The following is a 20,134-nucleotide window of genomic DNA, read 5'->3' as shown; positions in this document are numbered from 1 at the left end:
ATGCAATTTTTAGAGAAACTGATGGAACTTATCGTTACAGATGGAATTAATACACCAAAAGCTCAAGTAGAGAGATATTTATCGCCTATATTGGCAATATTTTTAGAAGAGATTTTATTTCAAAAATTTGGTAATGAGTACAAAATGATAGCACCAGAATTTCCGATTAAGAAAGGGACAATAGACAGCACTTCTACAAGACCAAATCAATCCACAAATATTGATTACTTGATGTTTAATGTCACAAAAAATAAATTCACCTTTATCGAGCTAAAAACAGATTCAACATCATTCAAGCCCTCGCAGCTTGATATTTATAATCAGCTAGAAGAAATTTGTAATAGAGATACTAATATCTTTGGGCAGCTTTTGTATGATGACTTATTAGAAATAAAAAAAGCTAGTACTTATAAAAAAAAGTATCAATACCTAATAGATACAAAATGGGATGAAAGTTTTAATGCAATAAATAATATGGAAATTATTTATATAGTTCCTGCAAAAACAGCTTTAAAAGAGAAAAGAGCAAACTTACAGACGCTATATTTTAATGATTTTCCGAAAAACCTTACCATTTACCCCCAAGAGTATGAGATTATTAATACTTTTTTAAAGGTTTTAGATGAAAACTAAATTCAATTTTAACACAGATGAAAAAGAGCTATTGCTAACTCAGGCACTCGCAGGACTAAGAGAAAAAATTGATACATTACCTCAATTTGAACAGAAGTATGAAGATAGACCTGCATATACAGAGGATTATAAGCTTGAAAAATATGAAAACTATATCAGAAAAGAAATAGCAGTATTTGAAGAGATAAAGTTTGATGGGTATATGTTGCTTTTGCATGATATGGTTCATACAGCTAGACAGATGGGTATATTCATTTCATGTTTTGGTAGCATTCAAAATAGTTTGACCGCGTATGCTTTGGATATAACGGATCATTATACATTCGGAAGTTGGAAACAGTTCGTACACTCAACGCCGTTCGAGCTAAAACCTACGGTCAACATCGTTGCTTCATCTTATCATATGGTTGAAATAATCGCTTATATGAGTATTAAATACAAGAAAATAATTAAAAAATTCTCGTATAATAAATTTATAAAATTTAACGATAATTTAACTTTGAAATTTTTTGATTTAGGGATTGATACTGAAGTTATACTTCATAAAAAAGATGTAAAAAATTTGGGATTAAAAATAGTTGAACCAAATTTGAATGTTTCCAGAGTACAAGCGGGTGTTTCGTCAAAATACAAACTAGTAGAAGAGAAGTACGAAAATGTACTTTTTTTAGGACTAGAAGCTTTGGAGGGTGTTCATGCTTTGGCAGAACACATTTTTGATGCAAGGGAAGAGGGTGGCTTTAAAGATTTTGATGATTTGTTAGAAAAAGTCCCTTTGTTGAAACAAATGGACAAATCAACTTTAAAAAAGCTATCAAAGAACAGGGCATTTGGGAAAAAGATTGAAGTTATTATGAACGACTCGTCTTGTTTCATGGATGAAGAAATGGTTAAAAATATGAAACTTACGGGTAGAAATTTAGTAGTTAAATAATTTTTTTGACTATATAAACCTTAGCATGTTTTTTTACTGAATTCTGTGGAGAGTCATGGTTTATTTAGCTAAGAAGGTATGATTATGCTTCAAAAAAGGATCCGCGTCCGCTTTGGTACAAATTTTTATTTGTTATGTTAGAATACCCTAAATGAATATATCAGGAGACGGGCATGGAAAGAGCAGTTTTAATGACAACACATGAACCCTCTGATAAAGAGCTGGGTGCATTGATGCACGACGTCGCAAATGAAGCTAAGAAAAAAGCGTTATTGGTAAAGAAGCAACTTAGTGAATCAGTAGCCGTTGAGATTCAAAAAGCGCGTATTAAATACCATGCTTTAAAAGTATGAAAAAACCTGTTTTAATCATCATCGCCGGACCAAATGGTTCCGGTAAAACCTCTATCACTTCTAAAATTCTTCAACACGAATGGGTAGAGAGTTGTCTCTACATCAATCCTGATAATATTGCAAATGAAAAATTTGGGGACTGGAACTCTAAAGAAGCTGTTTTAGATGCAGCAAAATATTCAACTCAAATTAGAGAAGAGTGTATTGAAAAAGGTGAAGGACTTATTTTTGAAACCGTTCTTTCTGCCGATGACAAGATTGATTTTATTCTCAGAGCAAAACAAAAAGGGTATTTTATCCGTCTCTTTTTCGTGGGTACAGAAAGTCCAACGATCAATGCCAGCCGTATCGCTCAAAGAGTTATGGAGGGTGGACACGATGTTCCAATTTCTAAAATTATCTCACGATACGGTAAATCAATAAGTAATTGCTGCATTGCGTCAAGTATAGTTGATAGAGCCTATATTTATGACAACTCCGTCGATTTCGCTGATCCTCAACCTTTGTTTAGAGTGGTTGATGGTAGTATCGCCAAAGAATATACACAGATAAATGAATGGGCTAAGCCAATCTTGAATTTTCTAAAAGAAAGCGAATAAGCAAAGCCTATTTTTGCACACTCTGAAAACTATCGTTAGAAAATAAACTGGTTAACCTAAGATAAATTATATTTAAAATTGTCTGATTGGAATCAATTGTGATTCTCATAGTGCGGTATACCTTTCAAAATAAAAACCTTTTCCTCGTCTTTAATCATCACTTCGCTAGTAAAATCCATATAATAATGCTTACCGTTAAAATCTTTTATATCGCTACTAAAATGATATTTTTTGGCAGGCTGACCCTCAAACAAGTTTTGAAAACAACGTATATAATCTTCCCGATCACTCATTTCAACGAATGACTCATACCAATTTTTACCGCGTAATGAGTCATGATTCAATTCTATATCCAGCATATTAGCTTCAACTTCAAGTATGATTCCATCTGAATTTAATATAACATTTAGATAGTGTTTAAAATACAAACTCTCATGATTTAGCATGCGAAACCTCTATAATAATTGGATACCAAGGCTTAAAGCCCTGAATGATCGGTGATAACGGTTTCGACTTTGAGTGTCAAAGTGTATCCCCCATCTTTGGTATACACATGATCTGTATAGTTTCCATTTGTAGTATCTGATGCTAGAGTCCACGAACCTTTATCGACAGTTGATACTACATCTCCGGCATTCCCATCAATCGTGAGGGTATGGTTGCTACTGTCATCAGTCATGGTAAAGATTTTATCAAGACTTAAACCACTGATAGTCTGATTACCAGCAGTTGTAAGATCGATTTTTTCGATATTTCCTATGATTGTCGTTAATGCTGAGAAATCAACATCCCCTGTCATTTTGAGAGTATCAACTCCGGCTCCGCCATTGATCACAGCATCCGTCGGATCAAAAATAATAGTATCATTTCCGGCACCTGCAAAAATTTTATCGGCTCCTGACCCGCCATTGATAGTATCGTTGCCGTCTCCGCTAGCGATTGTATCAGCTCCAGTTGTTCCGGTAATCACATCATCATGATTGCCTAAAGCCGTCGTATCGATCGATGTCGTTGAAGCAAGCGCAAGATTAAAGGTGCCATTAGCAGTGGTTCCTGCTGTCACCGTACCATCGGTCATCGTAACACTCACATCGATATCCCCTGTGTAACTTGGGTGATAGATTTTAATATTTCCTAAATCGGCGACACCGACATCGTTAAGAGTCCATGTGCCGGCACTGTACGTTGCATTGACGGCTGATTCACTGCCGTCGGTGTGATGAACCGTAAACAAAGCATCGGCACTAAGGGCTGTACTTCCGCTTGCGGCTACCAAAATAATAGTTGCTCGCTCACTGCCGTCGACATCAACTGCATAAGCATTAAGATTGAGTGCTACGGAGCTGTATTGATTACCGAATGTTTTAGTTGCATTGAGTGTAACGTCATCGGATACAGGGTTAATCGTTACATTTACCGTATTAATCGTTTCCGTTACCGCCGATCCGTTGTCTGAAATATAAAGTTTTAGTGCAGCATCGGCAATCGTTCCGCTCCAGTTTATCGGAGCTTGGACATATAGATTTGCCGGTAATGTTCCACTGCTTAATGGGATTGCCCATTGATTATACCCGACGTTTGTACCGCTGAGATCAAACGTTCCGCTATATGTCGCGCTCGTTCCGGCATTTTGAGCCAACGTGATCGTTGCACCGCCATCCGTACTGTAATAGACTAAAAATCCGACTGGAATTCCATCAAGTATTGCACTTTGAACCGTTTCAGACGGATCAATAAGGGTCGGAGTAGCAATCTGTACGATATTAGTCCCTCCCGCAAAAGCATCCTCCATAGCGCTTCCCGTAATTACGGTAGCGCCACCGATACCATCTACGACAGCAGTTACTGTAATGGTAGAAGAAGAGTGAGACAGTAGCGTCGTTGTATCGGTAAGCGTTCCTGCAATATTAGGATTATCCGGATAGCTTGTCCATCCTTGAGACTCTTTATTCAGTACATAGGCATCGATACTGACATTCCCTTGGCGATTTTCACCCGGAAGATATTGGAAATTGAGCGTTGATCCCATGGTGTACGAAGAAATATCGATAACATAATAAGTTCCTGCTGCAAGACCGCTAGGATTAGTTTCCGTCGTTGTAATGGCAATACCGGTAGCATCTAGTAATGTCCCGTGAGCTGTTTCGCCACCGCTGGTATCGGTATAGTTTTCCGTCACTTGGAGATACAGTTTGCCGTTAATGATTTGGGTATTGGCTCCGTCATTGGCATTGCTCAGTGTGATACTAAACGCTTGGGCACTGGATGGATCCTCTGTTGTTGTCCCCCCGGTCATTGCTATTGTCATTGCATCGGTTACAGGATAAATAGGTTCACTAAAGACGACACTATCACTCGAATTGTAAACACTTCCCGAGTATGTGGTCAATGTCGCACTTATATCCATTGCATTGCTAGAGCCGGCATCATGATTATTAACATCTTGTGTAGGTGTAATAGTCACATTCGCCATTGCTGCATTGGCATCAGCTGCATTACCGCTGCCTGTGATAACATAGTAAGTTTTACCACCCACTTCGTAAGAGTTTGAATATCCGCTAATCGTTGCACCTATCGGCAAATCGGTAATCGTGATTGCAAAACTACCGCTCGCGACCACACCCGATTGTGTAACATTAAAGGCTGATGCCAGATTAAACGGCTGATCTTCAAAAACATCCAATGCTTGTGCGCTAAGGGTAAAGGTTGCCGGAGTGCCGCCTGTTCCGGTTGTCGGATAGGTATCATCCCGTACAATTGTGATTTGCGTCGAAGCATTTTCTACCGCTGCACCGCTACCATCTTGAGTATACGCGGTGATCGTTACGTCTCTGGTTTGGAAATCCGATCCTCCGTTGACCACAAAAGTGATATCTTGCGGATATCCCGATACACCCATTACTCCTCCGCCAGTTACCGGAACATACCATACTCCTGAATCTGTCGTACCTACATGACCTGCATAGGAACCGCCTTGCACTTCAACCCCTGCCGGAACATTAGTAATCACATAATACTGTACACTTTCCGACCCATCGGTGTCATGACTAGTTACACTAAGGGGAACGGTGATCGTAGTATGATCCGTTACAGTGACCGTGGAACCTGATACCGTGTGTCCTGTATCGTTGGCAATGGTCCCTACTGTAACAGTAGGGATATCGGTAACTGCTGTAACATTGAGAGCATATGCGGCAATCGTATTGGTCTGTGTGTCTACCGTCCCAAAATTAGTTTCGGTATCACTCAGGGTGTATTTCACCTCAAAATTATAGGGACCGCCTGCTTTATCCGTTGCCCCGAGCGCATAAATATTATTGGCTGCTGTAGCATCAAGAACATAGTAGGTGCCATCTGATGTAACGTGTCCATTTCCTACTGCAGAAGCAAGTGTTGTAGCAGTATCCCCGTAATAGAGAGTAAAATCACCGCTATGGGCGTTGACATCGGCGATATTGATTTTAACCTCACTCAATACTTCGTTCGAATCATGCGGAGCAAAGCCGAAATCAACCTGTGATTTCACATCCTCGTTAATCGTTGTCGCTGATGCGATTGTACCGTTTGCGTATGGAGCGACATAGATCGATACTGGAACCGTATCGCTGGTTTTGCTGTTCCCCTCTGCTTCGGTAGTAATGTATTTAGCCGTAAACTCCATGGTGCCGCTAAAATCGGCAGGTGTACTGATTTTGACCGTTCCATCAGCCAATTGTGCTTGTGTAAATGACCATTGACGTGTTTCTCCACTGCCACCCATAAAGGTTGCACCCTCTACGCTGAATCCTGCATCGATACCGCTCACAACGATCGTCAATGATTCAGAACCGTCACTATCATACGAGGCAATAGAAGCCGGTGTCGAATAAACGGAGTTAAGATCAAAATGGTTTCCGGTACTATCTAAGACTTGCTCACTTGTCGCATAATTGACGGTATGTCCTGCTACACTAACCGTATTGAGTTCGGTATTTACGGGAACATCTGCCACTCCAATCACATCGACGTTCATTTGAAGTGTTTGGGTCGTAGCCGAACTATTAACAGTTCCGTCAACGGTATACGCCTCTACATCGAAGACATAGTTGGCATCGCTGTTATGCGGTGGAATGAATGTCAAAGGCGCAGTATTATCAAAGTTTGTAATGACTACTTGCCATGCTGAACCGCCGTTACTGTCTAATCCGGTGTTGGTTACAGATATATTAGCATTCGTTCCGGTTACTACACCATTTTGATCAATCGTAACAATACCATTCGTAGCATCTCCATAATAGAGAGTTCCATTATCCGGAATTCCTTTGATCGTCACCGTAAAAGTTTCCGAGCCATCGGTGTCAGAAGAAGTCGCTTTAATATGCAACGCTATCCCATTGGCAGGGGCATCAATCGTCGAAGCTCCAGTGCTGGTGTCATTTCCATGCGTTCTACCCGCATCTTCTAAACCGAGTGCTTGTTGAACGGCTAACGTTGCTGTATTGGCAACCGGTGCAACCGTGATATTAAAATGGACGACTTGCGTATTGGTGAGAGGGGTTACGGTAGAGTCCGCGTCGGTATCGTGAACACTCAAGGTAATAACCGCATTCACCGTACCGCTGTAATATGGAGGCAAGGTCATCGTAAATGACGGGTCTTCCAGTTTATCACTAGCAGCTGAAAAATTGACCGTCGCTACCCCTGCTGCATTTGCAGTAGCTGTCGTTCCACCGAGATTGATAATGGTTCCTTCCGGAATACCGCTTACACTATACGAACGAAGCTCTGATCCGTCAAGATCACCGACAGCAGCAATACTGGTTCCCGATGTATTGGTTAGCAATGCTTTTAGATCGATTGCGGCGATTCCTTCATTCGGAGTTCCCGAATAGGTAAAGGTATCATTGGAATTAGTTGTTGTCGAAATTGTCCCTAGCCCGCCATTGTTATCAAACGAGAGAGCAATCGGATCAGTAACAGCTTTGACATCTAACGTTACATTTTCCGTTTTGGTCGATGAGACAATATCCGTTGAAAGCAATGCTCCCGTATCTGTCACTTCATGCGATGCTGTCGAGATAGCCAATTTGATATTAGTCGCATTATCATTATCCGGAATAATCGCCAATGATTCATATTGCGCCTGCGTTAAATGATACGTCCCGCTCGCTCCCGTCGGATGGTAATCGGCGACATCGGTAATATCAATCGTAAATGTACTATTTTTGGTTATCGTGGTTAACGTGCCATCGAGTGTTCCATCACCGTTGGTATCGTATCCGATCGTTGCCGTACCGAAATCACTGCTTCCACTAAAACTAAAGGTCAAAACACTCAATCGTTCCGGATTGTCTCCGGTTGCTGCACCATTAAGATCAATTTGATCCGCTTTTGTTGGCAATGCCAAACCAAGTCCAATCGCTTTGGTAATATCGCCTGAATACGCGGAACCGTCCCAGCTACTGTCTTCATAGGTACTGACCGTATGATTTACCTGCATCGTCGGTGCATCGGCAACCGGAGTAATCGTCAAAATAACATTGGCGCTTGATGTATCTCCATCTACATCGGTGACGGTATAACTGAAGGTCGGATGTGCATTGTAATTACTGTAATTTGGCAGAGGAGTAAAAGTTACAGTGCCATTTCCGTTGTTGAGCACATTACCAATTGTAACAGCGGCATCGTTCGGATCAAAAACCGCCGTACTACCTCCATTCGCGAGATCATGACCATTGATCGTAATATGCCCATCAAGGAACGCATCATTACCGAGACGGATAACAGTACCCAAATTATCTTCTACGAGCGTTACCGCTACATCGCTCGCTGATGGAATGGAGTCGATCACATCGACAGTAAATGGTTGAGTAACTGATGTAGTACCATCAGAGGTTACTGTAAAACCAAAATCAAGAATTTTTTCATACCCAGCACCCACACTTGGATCAGTCGGATTTAAATGATCAATAGGAGATTTCAAGGTAAATGTATAGGTATCATTCGCATTTAAAACTAATGTAAATACTTCCGTAGCTGTTCCATGTATCACTGCAGTCAAGGTTTTATTACCGTTAGAATAAACATAATCGATTGCATTTCCGTTTGATGTTAAAGAAGTCGGAGCGGTGATAGTTGTATCAAATGCCACCGTATAGGTATCGCCATTTCCCGTAATACCAAGTGATTTACCTGATGCAATTTCAGTCGTTGCAACATCATTTAGTCCCGCTTCATAGACGATACTATTAACCGGTGTGCCGATGGTAACACCATCTGTAATAGTTCCTGTTACTTGGTTTGCCGTAGTTGAAATTGCTACATTTTCATAATACCCGCTTTGAGTGACATTCGTAATTGTTGCGGTGTAGGTTTCATTCCCTTCCGCAATAAAATCATCGATTGTATGATTACTAATCGTTGCACTACTGCCGTTTGTGATCGTAACGGTCGTCGTTTTAGGTGCTGTGAAATCACCATTAACAGTAGCATCCGGACTATATGTTACGGTTACTTCAATCGATTGTCCTGCCGGCACCGTCACAACGGCACCATTTTTATCGACCAGGGTTACCGTATGATTTAAGATACCACCCTCTTGAACAGATGCATTGTTAGTGATTTTGACATAAACAGTGTCTTGCGTATCGTATGTGGTACCATCCGGCCCGCTCGGTGAAATTGGTGCTAAAGTAGTAGGAGCATTATCAGTGATTGTTGATGTTACCGTCGCATTGGCCGGATCAATCACAACATTCTCATACGGTGTATTTGTCGGATTCGCGATGACAACGGTAAAGTTCTCATTATTATCCGCTCGGTAATCATCGAATGCCGCTGTCGTAAATACTTGACCAATCGTTACTTGCTGGGCTGTGTTATTGAAATCTTGGCTTCCGTCAATAACGGTTTGTGTGCCAGCCCCTGTTGCCGTACCGTTGGTGAATGCCACATCAACTGTTCCACCTTGGAATGAAAGTGGTTTTCCATCAGCATCGACAGCTACTGCTTTATAATAAAAGGTGCTTCCCTCTGTGGTACTGTTAGTGTTGGCAATAATCAACTTACCATCAACATCTAGGTTTATGTCTCCCGCAACATTTGTTGCAACTAGGACGATCTCCGCCACTTCGTGGGTTGGCTCCGGACCATCGATTAGGTTTGTCGGTGTCCCGGTGTCATCTTTGATTGTCGTAGTAACGACAGTCGTATCAATTACGACACTCTCATATGTTGTTACATCGGAGAAGGTTCGATCGATAAGCGAAACATTAAATGTCTCATTATTATCAGCAATATAATCATCTGTTGTTGTGGTATTAAAGGCTACTCCTAATGTCACTGTTTGGGTAGTAGACACATAATCGGTCCCACTTCCTGTCGCACTCCCGTCGGTAAATTGAACATCAACCGTTCCGCCAAGGTTGAGCTCTACTCCGTTTTTATCGAATGCTACGGCAATATAACTTGGGTTTGAACCCTCTGCCACTTCGTTTGCCGCTACACGATTTCCACTTCCATCGAGGGCAAAAAGTTGGATAGTAATCGTATCCGTAGTGTCGCTCTCTGTGCTTCCGGGATTGTTGTATGGATCGACAACTGTGTCATCTTTGATTGTCGTAGTAACAGGCGCAGTATTAATAACAACGGTCTCATAGCCACCGGTTGCTAAGCTGGCTGTATATGAAGCATTATCGATCGCCACATTAAAGATCTCACCGTTATCCGCTCGGTAATCATCCAATATCGCGGTATTAAATGCAACGCCTAAGGTTACGGTTTGCCCATCGTTTATGTAATCTTTACTGCCATCAATCGGATGGGTTGCCGTAGAGGCTTCTCCGATTGCGCTACCATCGCTAAAGGCTACCGTAACCGTTCCCGTTTGTAATCCTAGTTTAGTGGTGGTATTAAAATCGGTGGACGAAGAGAATGCCAATGCCATATATTTCGAACTTGCACCTTCTGCAGCACTGTTTGCCACCAAATAATTTCCGCTTCCATCCGTAAGCGCTGCACCGCTCGCGTCACAGGCTACTAGTTTAACAGTAACTATCGCCGGCAAACTGCTGTCGGTAATCGTAGTCGTAACAGGATCGGTATTAATAGCAACCGTCTCATATCCCCCCGTTGTTGCGCTGGCTGCATACGAAGCAGCATCAATCGCCACTTTGAAAGTCTCACCATTATCCGACAAGTAATCATCAAATGCTGCCGTACTAAAAGCTTCTCCGACATTTACCGTTTGAGCACTGTTCTTATAATCTTGGCTTCCATCATTGGTAGTTTGTGTCGCTACACCGACTGCATTAACATCGCTAAAGGCCACAGTAACCGTTCCGGTTTGTAAAGCAAGTTTCGTAGAGGTAGTGAAATCAGTAGCTGATGAGAATGCTAGTGCCATATATTTGGAACTTGACCCCTCTTCTGCACTGTTCGCAACCAAATAATTTCCGCTACCATCAGTAAGCGCTGCACCGCTCGCGTCACATGCTACGAGTTTGATTGTGATAATCTCTTTATTACTCTCAATGGTGTCATCGGTTGGATCATTCGGGGTATTCGGTTGGCTGTTATCCAAAATCGTCCCTACGCCGACACCATCTGGAATCGTAGCATTGGCACTCGGATCAGAGAGAACAACATGAAACGTCTCCCCGTTATCGGCAATATAATCGTCTTTGATAGGTACTGTGATCGTTGTCGTTAAAGTACCTGCCGTAATTGTCCCGGTTCCGCTGACTCCCGTATAATCAGCCCCATCTGTCGCAGTTACATCGGATGTTCCATAATGGAATGTCACAGGAGCTTCTGTCTCACCGCTTAATGTAACGGTGAACGTCATTGTCCCGTCTTGTTCGTTGATGGTTTGATTATCGATACTAAGGGTTGGAGGAGTTTGCGCATCATTGATCGTCGTCGTAACGCTCGAAGTACCGATAGTCAGATCATTATAACTCCCGCCGCTTGTCGAAACGATAGAAACTTTGTAATCTTCCGGCCCCTCATAGATCGTATCGTTATTATTATTAATAGCGAATGTTACACTGGTTGAACCGGCAGGAATCGTAACTGTCATTGTTCTTGGAAGCAAATCGCCATCTTCAGTCGTAATATGTCCGACTGAGATTGTGACAATAAGAGGAGTTTTTGGTGCACTTGTGACTGTAAGCGTATAGGATGCGCTGCTTCCCTCCGGAACAGAAATGTCGCCACTCAAGTTCAATGTTCCGTGCAAAGGGGTAACTGTCGATCCCGGATCAGGCACAGGAATAGGTGGCGTCGTGATCGGAGGAGTCGTAGTCGGAGGAGTGGTTATCTGATTTTGAGTGGATGAAGTTTCCAAGCGATTCGCATCATCGCGATGAAATATATCTTCTTGTTTATAATCATGGCTGACACCGAAAAATTTTGCTTTACGCAGATCAGAATTGACATCGGTCATGGCACCGGTACGTTCATCAAATACATCCCCGCTTGATTCACTGTCTTTGACTTTTTCTTGCCCGGCAGTCGTCTCATCAGGGATGTTGTCCCCTTTTTGATCATCGCCTGAAACCAACGCCGCAAGTTCTTCAGGAGTCAATATACTTTGCGCAAAAGGGTTAGCACTGCTATGATTCACCGTACCGTCTTCTACATCGGCTAAAGAAGAAATCATCGTAATGTCAAAAAGCTGCGGAGCCATCCCTACAAAAGTCTGCTCTCTGCCACTTTCAGTAAAGCTCACTTTGTAGCTTGCGCTCTCTTCGGCTCCGAATATAACCTGTCCAGACTCGATCACATCTCCTACTTTTAGTTTAGTGATATTGCCGGCTATGTCTTTTACAAATACATCCCCTTTAACTTCGGTAATGGTTCCGAGTGCCATGAAAATCCTTTTTAGTCTGTTTGACTTTTTTTAGTATGATAATTGTAGATAATTTGAAAAAAAGGCTCAATTGTCCCCTTGGACAATATCAAGTAATTATTTATATTGCAACGCGAAATCAAGCCGATCTTTCACCTGAAGCTTTTGGTAAATATGGGTAGCATGCGCCTTTACCGTTCGCGGAGTGATCTGTGTACAATCGGCTATCGCGTTATACGTTTTACCCTCTAAAAGCAGCAGAGCAATCTCCCGCTCCCGCTCGCTCAGTCTCTCTAAAAAATCCCTATTGTTCCCACGTGATGGGGTCAATAATTCGACCATTTTTGCCGTAATTTCCGGATGAAGCCACATCATTCCCTTTTTCAATGCCGAGATTGCGGAGTGCAAAAAGAGGGGGTCCATCATCGCATTCCCGTATCCGTAAATTCCCAATGAGAGGTAATGTCTTGCCGGCTCAATCTGTGGTAAACGCTGCAAAAGCAAAACACGGTTGCGACGATTGACTAACGAGCGAATCAGAACTTCATTGGTGCGGACATCTTCCGCCAAAGCACACACTACGATTGATTCATAACACCCATCAAGAACCTCTGCAACCGTATACTCGATTACATCCAGTGCTTTTTCGATTGCTTCGAGCAGATTTATATCATCCGTATAAAGAACCGTTTTCATCATCGCTCCGTAAACATATGCTGTTTGGTTTTGAGGATCGGTTTGAGGATATAATCCAAAACGCTTTTCTGACCCGTCACGATATCGGCACTTACCGTCATTCCGGGGATGATGCTTAACCGCTTCCCTTTATGCTCCAGATAGCTTTTATCGGTTTGTATCCGTACCGTGTAAAACGTCTCGTCTTTTTGGTTCGTCGTCGCATCCGCACTAATGAGGGTAACTTTCCCCTCTAGCGCACCGTAGATTGCAAAATCGTACGCGCTGAATTTCACCACTGCTTTTTGGCCTGGATAAATGAAAGCGATATCGGAGGGTTTGAGTTTTACCTCGACCAAAAGATTGGCTCCTTTAGGGACGATTTCGACCAGATCATCTCCCGGTTTGACAACACCACCTCGGGTATGGACATAGAGTTTTTGTACCGTACCGTCCATCGGAGAACGGACGATCGTACGATCGACCTGATCATTCAATGCCGTCGCATCCGCTTGGAGCGAATTGAGCTGTGCGAGAGTCTCGTTGTACTGACGCTGTGCATCGGATCGGAAAAGTGCATTTGCCTCCTCGATCCCCCGTTGGGTTTCGGCGATGACCGATTCGAGGCGTGGAATCGATAACACCGTAGACTGATACGCATCTTCCGCCTCATTCGCATCACGCTGAAGTTTGAGGAAATCGACTTTTGAGCGTACCCCTTTTTCGACCATCGGGGCGGTCATACGAACCTCTTCGTTAATCATATTTAATGACTGTTTCAGATGATCTTTACGTGATTTTGCTTCGGAAAGTTCCTGACGATTTTGGGTGAGTTTTTCTCTCAACCCGGCAACCTTCGCCTGAAGATTTTGACGATTCGAATAAAATAAATTCTGTTCATCGGCCATATAAGGCGATCCGTTGCTGCTAAACGATCCTCCGGTCGCTTCGGCTCTTAAGCGCATACTCTTAGCTTTGAGAGCATCGACATTGAGCTGGTTGGATTCGAGAGAAGAGACTGATTTTTCATTTTTGACTTTGATCAGAGGCTGATTTGCTTTGACTGTCTGCCCCTCTTCTATCATAATATCTTGGACAATCCCTCCCTCTAAATGCTGAATCATCTTGTTTTGACCGCTTGCTACCACATGCCCGTTTCCGCGTGAAATCTCATCAACCTTAGCAAAAGCAGCCCACGTAATAAAAATAGCAATTGCTCCGACCCAAAAATAGAGTACGATACGAAGACGACGCGGATTGCTCATAAGAACCGCAGCACTCAGAGAATGAATATACTCATAATCCTTCGGGGTGAGCGGTTTTTTTGTTAATTTATCCATTGGTTCCTCCCGATAAGAGTTTTAAAACACTGTCTCTCTCGCCGTCATGGATTAATGAACCCTCATGAATCACCATCAATCGCTCCGTAAGTACCAACATAGAGAGCTTTTGAGTCACCATTAGCATTGTTTTGCCCTCAATACTCGGTTTAAGACTATTCATAAGATTTTGTTCACTCGTTTGATCCATTGCGTTACTCGGTTCATCAAAGAGTAAAATTTCCGGATCTTCAACCAATGCACGTGCAATCCCGACACTCTGACGCTGACCTCCGGAGAGTCCCATTCCCCGTTCCGCTACCATCATCTCATATCCTCTTGGGTGATGACGGACAAACTCATCGGTTCCGCTGATTCGTGCCGCTCGAAGCATCAGTTCATCGTCATATCGACGCGAACGGCATAGGATATTGTCTTTGATCGTACCTCGGAACAAATGAACATCTTGCGGAACATACCCGATCGCACGACGCAAATCGGCAGGATCGATCTGAGCGATATCCAATCCGTCAATCAAAATAGAGCCGCTTTGGGGTTGATATAACCCTAAAATCAGTTTCTCGATGGTACTTTTACCCGATCCCATCCGTCCGACAATTCCGACATGTTCACCCGCTTTAATGACAAATGAAATGTTTTTCAATGCGGGAACATCCTCATCGGGATAGGTAAACGTCACCTCTTTGAATTCGATATTTCCCAAAAACTCAGGACGTTGCACGAATTGTTTCCCATGAGGACGCTCTTCGGGGCGGGCAATGATTTCATTGAGCATATCATAGGACGTTTTCGCATCCTCATAGTTAGTGATCAAAGCAGCCGCCTGTCCCATAGGAGCCAATACGCGTGATGTCAGTATAACAACCGCTATCAGTCCCCCCATTGTCAGTTCGAACTGTTGGATCATGTATACACCGCAAACCACAACTATCACTGAGCTCAACTGAATCAACAAACCCGTAACCGTAGGTATAGAGCTGGAGAGTAGTTTTGAGCGGAGATTTTTCTCGGCGATCTCACCGTTACTCTCTTCCCAATCGTACTGAATCTTGCCTGCCATACTCATCGTTTTCACGGTTTCAATATTATGGAGACTTTCGATCAAAATAGCGCTTTTTTTCGCACTTGCTTCATGAGCACTTTCGATGCTCTCTTGCAACGGTTTACGGATGAAAAGTGCATAAGCAAAAATAATGAGCATCGTGACGATTGGGACAAAAACGAGCATCCCTCCTAAATAGCCGATGACAAAAAGGAAAATAATGGCAAAGGGGATATCAACTACCGCCGTAATGGTTGCATTGGTAAAAAAAGAGCGGATTGAATCAAAATCGCGGATATTGTTCGCAAACGATCCGACCGACTTTGAGTGTGCCGCCATCTTCATATCGATTACCTTTTGAAAGATAATTGACGACATAATAATGTCGCTTTTTTTGGCGGCGTTTTCTATCATGAATGTACGGGTAAATTTTAAAAACGTATCGAGAGCGTATACGATCACGACCCCTATCGTAAAGACCCATAGCGTTTCGATAGCATTATTTGGAACTACCCGGTCATAGACGTTCATCGTAAACAGCGGGGTTGCCAATACCAAAAGATTAACCAGCAATGTTGCCCACAGCACATCGGTATATATTTGTTTGGAGAGACGAAGTGTCCCCCAAAACCAATGTTTATGTCCGATATGCAGCGTCCGTTTGTTCTCCTCCGAATAAGCATATGCCTTTTTGAGCATATAGGCGAAGCCCAAATATTCTGATTCAAGTTTATCGATATCGATCCACTCTTCAGCAGCCTCTTTCCCCGGATAGATCACTTTGGCTTGTTTTTTATCTTTGTCTATTGCTTCGAGTATAAGTGCATTTTCTCCACTCATAACCAAAATAACCGGCAATTGGAGAGAGAGCATATCGTTAATCGAACGTTCGATCAATGTAGTTTTAAGTCCCGCGCGCTCAGCGGCGCGTGAGAAAAGTGATTTGGAAGAATCGCGGGAAAAAAGAAATTCCCCCTCTTTATAGTCCAAAGGGAGACCGTCACTCAGCGCTTCAGCGCTAAATGGCTTATGATAGAGTGCGGTATACGTTACCAACGCTTCGAGTAAAGCGTCTTTGCGATGTGCTGCCATTGGCTTATTTACCTGAATTTACGTACAGTCTAACTTCGGTACGGCGATTCTGCGCACGTCCCGCTTCATCATCATTTGAAGCGATCGGTTTGGTTTCACCCATTCCGGTTGAGCTCATACGATCCGCTGCAATTCCCTCTTTGACCAAGAGTGTCTCCAACGATTTTGCCCGTTTCTCAGAGAGGATCTGATTACTGTGTTCACTGCCGACACTGTCGGTATGACCGATAATTTCGATGTTATACATCGGATAGTCGTTCATAAAACGTTTCAATTCGTCGATATCTTTATATGCACTTGAGGGGATAGCAAATAAGTTAGTCCCAAAATTAATATGCAGCGTCACTTCACGTGGACATCCGTTATCGTCCACTTTATACCCTTTAGGGGTATTAGGGCATTTATCTTTTGAGTCTACAACACCATCTCCGTCACTGTCTAATTCAGCCGGAGCCGGAACAACGACAGGAGCCGGTTTAGCTACCGGAACCGCTTTAGGTGCAGGCTTTTCAGCCTTAGGTACATAGAGTGCTACCATCACACGATAATTTCTGGCTCGCGCATCTTTATCGTTTTCTAAATACAGAGGCTGTGATCCCTCACGGCACTCTGTCACGATGTTGCTTTCTTGAACATTATGATCCAAAAGCTGTTTTTTGATCGCATCTATAGCACGGTCGCATGCCGCACGATTGTCATCCGCATTTGAAACCGATTCCATAATCGTATTTTGCAATGAACCAAAAAATGTGCTCTCTTGCGCTACTTCATGATCAACCTCTTTATCGCGTCGGGTATGCCCGATCACGCTTATTTTATAAGGCACTTTCGCTTTCGTATAATCATCAATGGATTGATACATTTTATCGAGTTCAGAACTATCATTAGTGATTTTAACAGGATTGCTCGGAGTATACCCGATCGCGTCATAGCGGATAATACGCTCAAAATCACCATAATAAAGGGAGTTGTTTTTTTCAGAGTCGGTAACCTCGTTCAACCCGTTATAACCATAATCATAAACACCGGCATTTAGAGCCGAAAGTAATGCGAAACTTAATAGAATCGATCTCATTATTTTTTTCCTCCGTTTGTAGCTTTGGCACTAAAATCGATTGGAGCTTGTTTCGTACAACCGTCTGCCATAACGACATCACCCGCTTTGGAGTTGTCGCACAAATCGACATTATCCGGTATGCCGTCATTATCCTGATCCAGTTTGACCGGAAGCAAATCGTTAACGATGTTCGCTTTACCCGAGCCCAAATTGACTTTAGAGGTATACTCGCTGACGTCGCCTAAAACGGCTACGACCATAAGCCCCATCGCATCAAGGATACGATAACGGGCATAAAGCTCATCGTATTGAGCATTAATAATGTGTTGTCGTGACGTTATAAGATCATTTTGTGCCGATAACAAATCAAGCATAGAGCGACGTCCCATATCGAATTCATCTTTATACAGATCCAACGTCGTTTCCGAGTATTTTTGATAATCGTACAAATCAACAAGCTCTTTTTGGATGTACTGATACGCATTCCATGAGAATTCAATCCCCTCTAACGCTTCGCGCTTAGATTCCAGCATCGTCTGAGTTTCTTGGTTGATCGTACTGATCCCTTTTTGCTCCTCCGCACGATCGGCACCGCCTCGGAAAAGATTGTAGTTTAGGACCAGACGGGCACGGAAGCGATCATCCGCCTGATCAAAACCGTTAGCATGGTTTACATCGTTATAAAATTGGCTTACTTCCAAATCGACTTTAGGATAATACCCTTTGGTACGTTCCCCCATAAGTGCTTGTGCCCCCTTGGTGTTATAACGTCCTACTAGGATAGAAGGGTTGTTATCGATAGCAATCTCTGCCGCACGCTCAAATGATTCAGGCATAGAAAGTTTCAACGTCGGTTTTTCAAGAGTCATAGGATCGACATCACGACCGACCATACGACGGAATGTCGCTAACGTGTCACGATAGTTATTTTCTTGTACCGTTAAATTAGATTTAGCCAGCGAGAGAGAAGAGTTGATTTTATTCATCTCCGATTTGGTCGTTAACCCGCCGTTATAAAGTTCACGTACTTTATTAAACAAGTCCATATTGATATCAACGTTTTCTTTCGCCGTACCTATCAGTTCTTTGGCTCTTAAAACATTTAGATAAGCTCCAACCGTTCGAAAAGCGATATCATTTGTCTTTTCCAGATAGTTGTATCCAGCTGCCATAACACGAGCTTCTTGGTAATCCACTTTGTGTTGTGTACTGAAACCATTAAAGAGGTTCTGTGTCAATGTCAATGAACTCTCATAATTAGTGTATTCCAAAGCAGGCGTTTTAACGTGATCGTTTAACTCTCCCGCATGGTTATACCCTGCGGCGGCACGCAAATCAACACTTGGAAGATACTCTGCCGATGCGATTTTCAGATCCTGCTGAGTCGCTCGGAAATTGTTGAGTCGTTCTTTCACGACAGGATGAGATCGAAGAGCTTCGTTCACGCTCTCCTCCAGAGTAAGTGCACTTAGACTCCCTCCGAGCAGTAATAGTAACCACAGACGCGACATCTTTAATTCTCCTTTTTACAATAGTTAATTTGAAAATCTATGGAAATATACAGAAAAAATGTGTGTGAAATGTTTAAATATATATTTATTACGTCTTTGGAATAAATGTCAGAAATCGTTATTGTTTTAGCAGAATAAGGAAAGTCTGAAGGCAAAAAAAGTCATTCTCCGGAAGTAAACTTGTTAAATGACCAATAATCTGTTTAGCCTTTATCAATTGTAATAACCATAAACTCAATGTTTTTTTATCTATACAACGAAAAATAAGTGTTTCTCGTATACTCTCCCATACCCTACTCTTTTGCACTAAAAATATGCAATAATCTATACGAAAAACCCTATCGGAATGATATAATAGTCGGATACTAATATTTGAGGTTTTTCGACATGCTAATAGGATATATGCGAGTTTCAACTGACGGTGATCGACAAAGTACCGATCTACAACGTGATGCATTGGTCAATTCGGGTGTGGATGAGCGTCATATTTTTGAAGACAAAGCTTCGGGTTCTAAAGATGATCGTGTTGGTTTAGCTCAAGCACTAGAATATGTTAAAGATGGAGATGTACTTGTTGTTTGGAAATTGGATCGATTAGGCAGATCCCTACCCCACTTGATCGAAATCATTTCCCATCTCAAATCTAAAGGTGTAGGATTCAAATCTTTGACGGAAGGAATGGATACTTCCAGCCCGTCAGGAGAACTACTCTTTCATGTATTCGGAGCATTGGCACAGTTTGAACGCTCACTCATCCAGGAACGGGTTAATGCAGGACTCGCAGCTGCCCGCAAAAGAGGACGTATCGGTGGACGACCGCGAGCTATCCCTCAAGAGAAGATGGATGTTATTTTAGAAGCGTTGAACAATGGGATGTCGAAAGCGGCAATTTGTCGGACATTTGAAGTAAAAAGGTCCACGCTGATTGATGCGTTAAATCGCTTGAAGTAATTGCTTATTTTCATATTGAAATAGGATAAACTAATCATAATAGTAATGATCGCATACGCGTATGAAAGATGAATAATGCCTCTATTTAATATACACCCATCAAATGAAATGGTTGAAC

12 protein-coding genes are annotated in these 20,134 nt (G+C 42.5%); 5 read left to right on the top strand and 7 right to left on the bottom strand.

Features of this window, described 5'->3' with window-relative positions; translation table 11 throughout:
• The 4 genes from PHP90_RS08360 (at window position 1) to PHP90_RS08345 (ending at window position 2,519) form a co-directional block, all read left to right on the top strand.
• Window positions 1-633: a hypothetical protein gene (locus PHP90_RS08360; RefSeq protein WP_299928115.1), complete on the top strand. Its 633-nt coding sequence runs from the start codon at window positions 1-3 to the stop codon at window positions 631-633.
• Window positions 623-1,567: a hypothetical protein gene (locus PHP90_RS08355; RefSeq protein ID WP_299928113.1), complete on the top strand. Its 945-nt coding sequence runs from the start codon at window positions 623-625 to the stop codon at window positions 1,565-1,567. The genes PHP90_RS08360 and PHP90_RS08355 overlap by 11 nt, the downstream gene beginning before the upstream one ends.
• A gap of 173 nt (window positions 1,568-1,740) precedes the next feature.
• On the top strand, window positions 1,741-1,920 hold the full coding sequence (locus tag PHP90_RS08350; RefSeq protein ID WP_299928110.1) for a hypothetical protein: 180 nt from the start codon (window positions 1,741-1,743) through the stop codon (window positions 1,918-1,920).
• Window positions 1,917-2,519, top strand: coding sequence for a zeta toxin family protein (locus PHP90_RS08345; protein WP_299928107.1), 603 nt, complete (start codon window positions 1,917-1,919; stop codon window positions 2,517-2,519). Before PHP90_RS08350 ends, PHP90_RS08345 begins: the two co-directional genes overlap by 4 nt.
• Window positions 2,520-2,611: 92 nt before the next feature.
• Here the strand turns inward: PHP90_RS08345 and PHP90_RS08340 are convergent, their stop codons facing one another.
• The 7 genes from PHP90_RS08340 to PHP90_RS08310 form a co-directional block, all read right to left on the bottom strand.
• Window positions 2,612-2,965, bottom strand: a complete 354-nt coding sequence (locus PHP90_RS08340; protein WP_299928106.1) for a hypothetical protein — start codon at window positions 2,963-2,965, stop codon at window positions 2,612-2,614.
• 32 nt (window positions 2,966-2,997) lie between these two features.
• Entirely contained in the window at window positions 2,998-12,369 is a 9,372-nt protein-coding gene (locus PHP90_RS08335) for a Calx-beta domain-containing protein (protein WP_299928103.1), read from the bottom strand.
• Between the two features lie 96 nt (window positions 12,370-12,465).
• Window positions 12,466-13,044, bottom strand: coding sequence for a LuxR C-terminal-related transcriptional regulator (locus PHP90_RS08330; RefSeq protein WP_299928100.1), 579 nt, complete (start codon window positions 13,042-13,044; stop codon window positions 12,466-12,468).
• Complete coding sequence (locus PHP90_RS08325) at window positions 13,044-14,363, bottom strand: HlyD family type I secretion periplasmic adaptor subunit (protein ID WP_299928097.1); 1,320 nt, start codon at window positions 14,361-14,363, stop codon at window positions 13,044-13,046. The genes PHP90_RS08330 and PHP90_RS08325 overlap by 1 nt, the downstream gene beginning before the upstream one ends.
• Window positions 14,356-16,497: a type I secretion system permease/ATPase gene (locus PHP90_RS08320; RefSeq protein ID WP_299928094.1), complete on the bottom strand. Its 2,142-nt coding sequence runs from the start codon at window positions 16,495-16,497 to the stop codon at window positions 14,356-14,358. The genes PHP90_RS08325 and PHP90_RS08320 overlap by 8 nt, the downstream gene beginning before the upstream one ends.
• Before the next feature lie 4 nt (window positions 16,498-16,501).
• Window positions 16,502-17,572, bottom strand: coding sequence for an OmpA family protein (locus tag PHP90_RS08315; protein ID WP_299928091.1), 1,071 nt, complete (start codon window positions 17,570-17,572; stop codon window positions 16,502-16,504).
• Complete coding sequence (locus PHP90_RS08310; protein ID WP_299928089.1) at window positions 17,572-19,065, bottom strand: TolC family outer membrane protein; 1,494 nt, start codon at window positions 19,063-19,065, stop codon at window positions 17,572-17,574. The genes PHP90_RS08315 and PHP90_RS08310 overlap by 1 nt, the downstream gene beginning before the upstream one ends.
• A gap of 387 nt (window positions 19,066-19,452) precedes the next feature.
• On the opposite strand from PHP90_RS08310, the gene PHP90_RS08305 reads away from it, so the two are divergent.
• Window positions 19,453-20,016, top strand: a complete 564-nt coding sequence (locus tag PHP90_RS08305) for a recombinase family protein (protein ID WP_299928087.1) — start codon at window positions 19,453-19,455, stop codon at window positions 20,014-20,016.
• The last annotated feature ends 118 nt before the right edge of the window (window positions 20,017-20,134 follow it).

Origin of the sequence: Sulfuricurvum sp. (assembly GCF_028712165.1) — a bacterium.
Classification (GTDB): domain Bacteria; phylum Campylobacterota; class Campylobacteria; order Campylobacterales; family Sulfurimonadaceae; genus Sulfuricurvum.
Note: the sequence above shows the minus strand (reverse complement) of the source record. Positions and strands in the feature narration are given on the sequence as shown.

Bases quoted from the DNA above. Each gene is read 5' to 3' on its own strand.
- PHP90_RS08350 (WP_299928110.1), top strand. From the start codon at position 1,741: ATGGAAAGAGCAGTTTTAATGACAACACATGAACCCTCTGATAAAGAG.
- PHP90_RS08305 (WP_299928087.1), top strand. From the start codon at position 19,453: ATGCTAATAGGATATATGCGAGTTTCAACTGACGGTGATCGACAAAGT.
- PHP90_RS08355 (WP_299928113.1), top strand. From the start codon at position 623: ATGAAAACTAAATTCAATTTTAACACAGATGAAAAAGAGCTATTGCTA.
- PHP90_RS08360 (WP_299928115.1), top strand. From the start codon at position 1: ATGCAATTTTTAGAGAAACTGATGGAACTTATCGTTACAGATGGAATT.
- PHP90_RS08320 (WP_299928094.1), bottom strand. From the start codon at position 16,497: ATGGCAGCACATCGCAAAGACGCTTTACTCGAAGCGTTGGTAACGTAT.
- PHP90_RS08345 (WP_299928107.1), top strand. From the start codon at position 1,917: ATGAAAAAACCTGTTTTAATCATCATCGCCGGACCAAATGGTTCCGGT.
- PHP90_RS08340 (WP_299928106.1), bottom strand. From the start codon at position 2,965: ATGCTAAATCATGAGAGTTTGTATTTTAAACACTATCTAAATGTTATA.
- PHP90_RS08330 (WP_299928100.1), bottom strand. From the start codon at position 13,044: ATGAAAACGGTTCTTTATACGGATGATATAAATCTGCTCGAAGCAATC.
- PHP90_RS08325 (WP_299928097.1), bottom strand. From the start codon at position 14,363: ATGGATAAATTAACAAAAAAACCGCTCACCCCGAAGGATTATGAGTAT.
- PHP90_RS08315 (WP_299928091.1), bottom strand. From the start codon at position 17,572: ATGAGATCGATTCTATTAAGTTTCGCATTACTTTCGGCTCTAAATGCC.
- PHP90_RS08310 (WP_299928089.1), bottom strand. From the start codon at position 19,065: ATGTCGCGTCTGTGGTTACTATTACTGCTCGGAGGGAGTCTAAGTGCA.
- PHP90_RS08335 (WP_299928103.1), bottom strand. From the start codon at position 12,369: ATGGCACTCGGAACCATTACCGAAGTTAAAGGGGATGTATTTGTAAAA.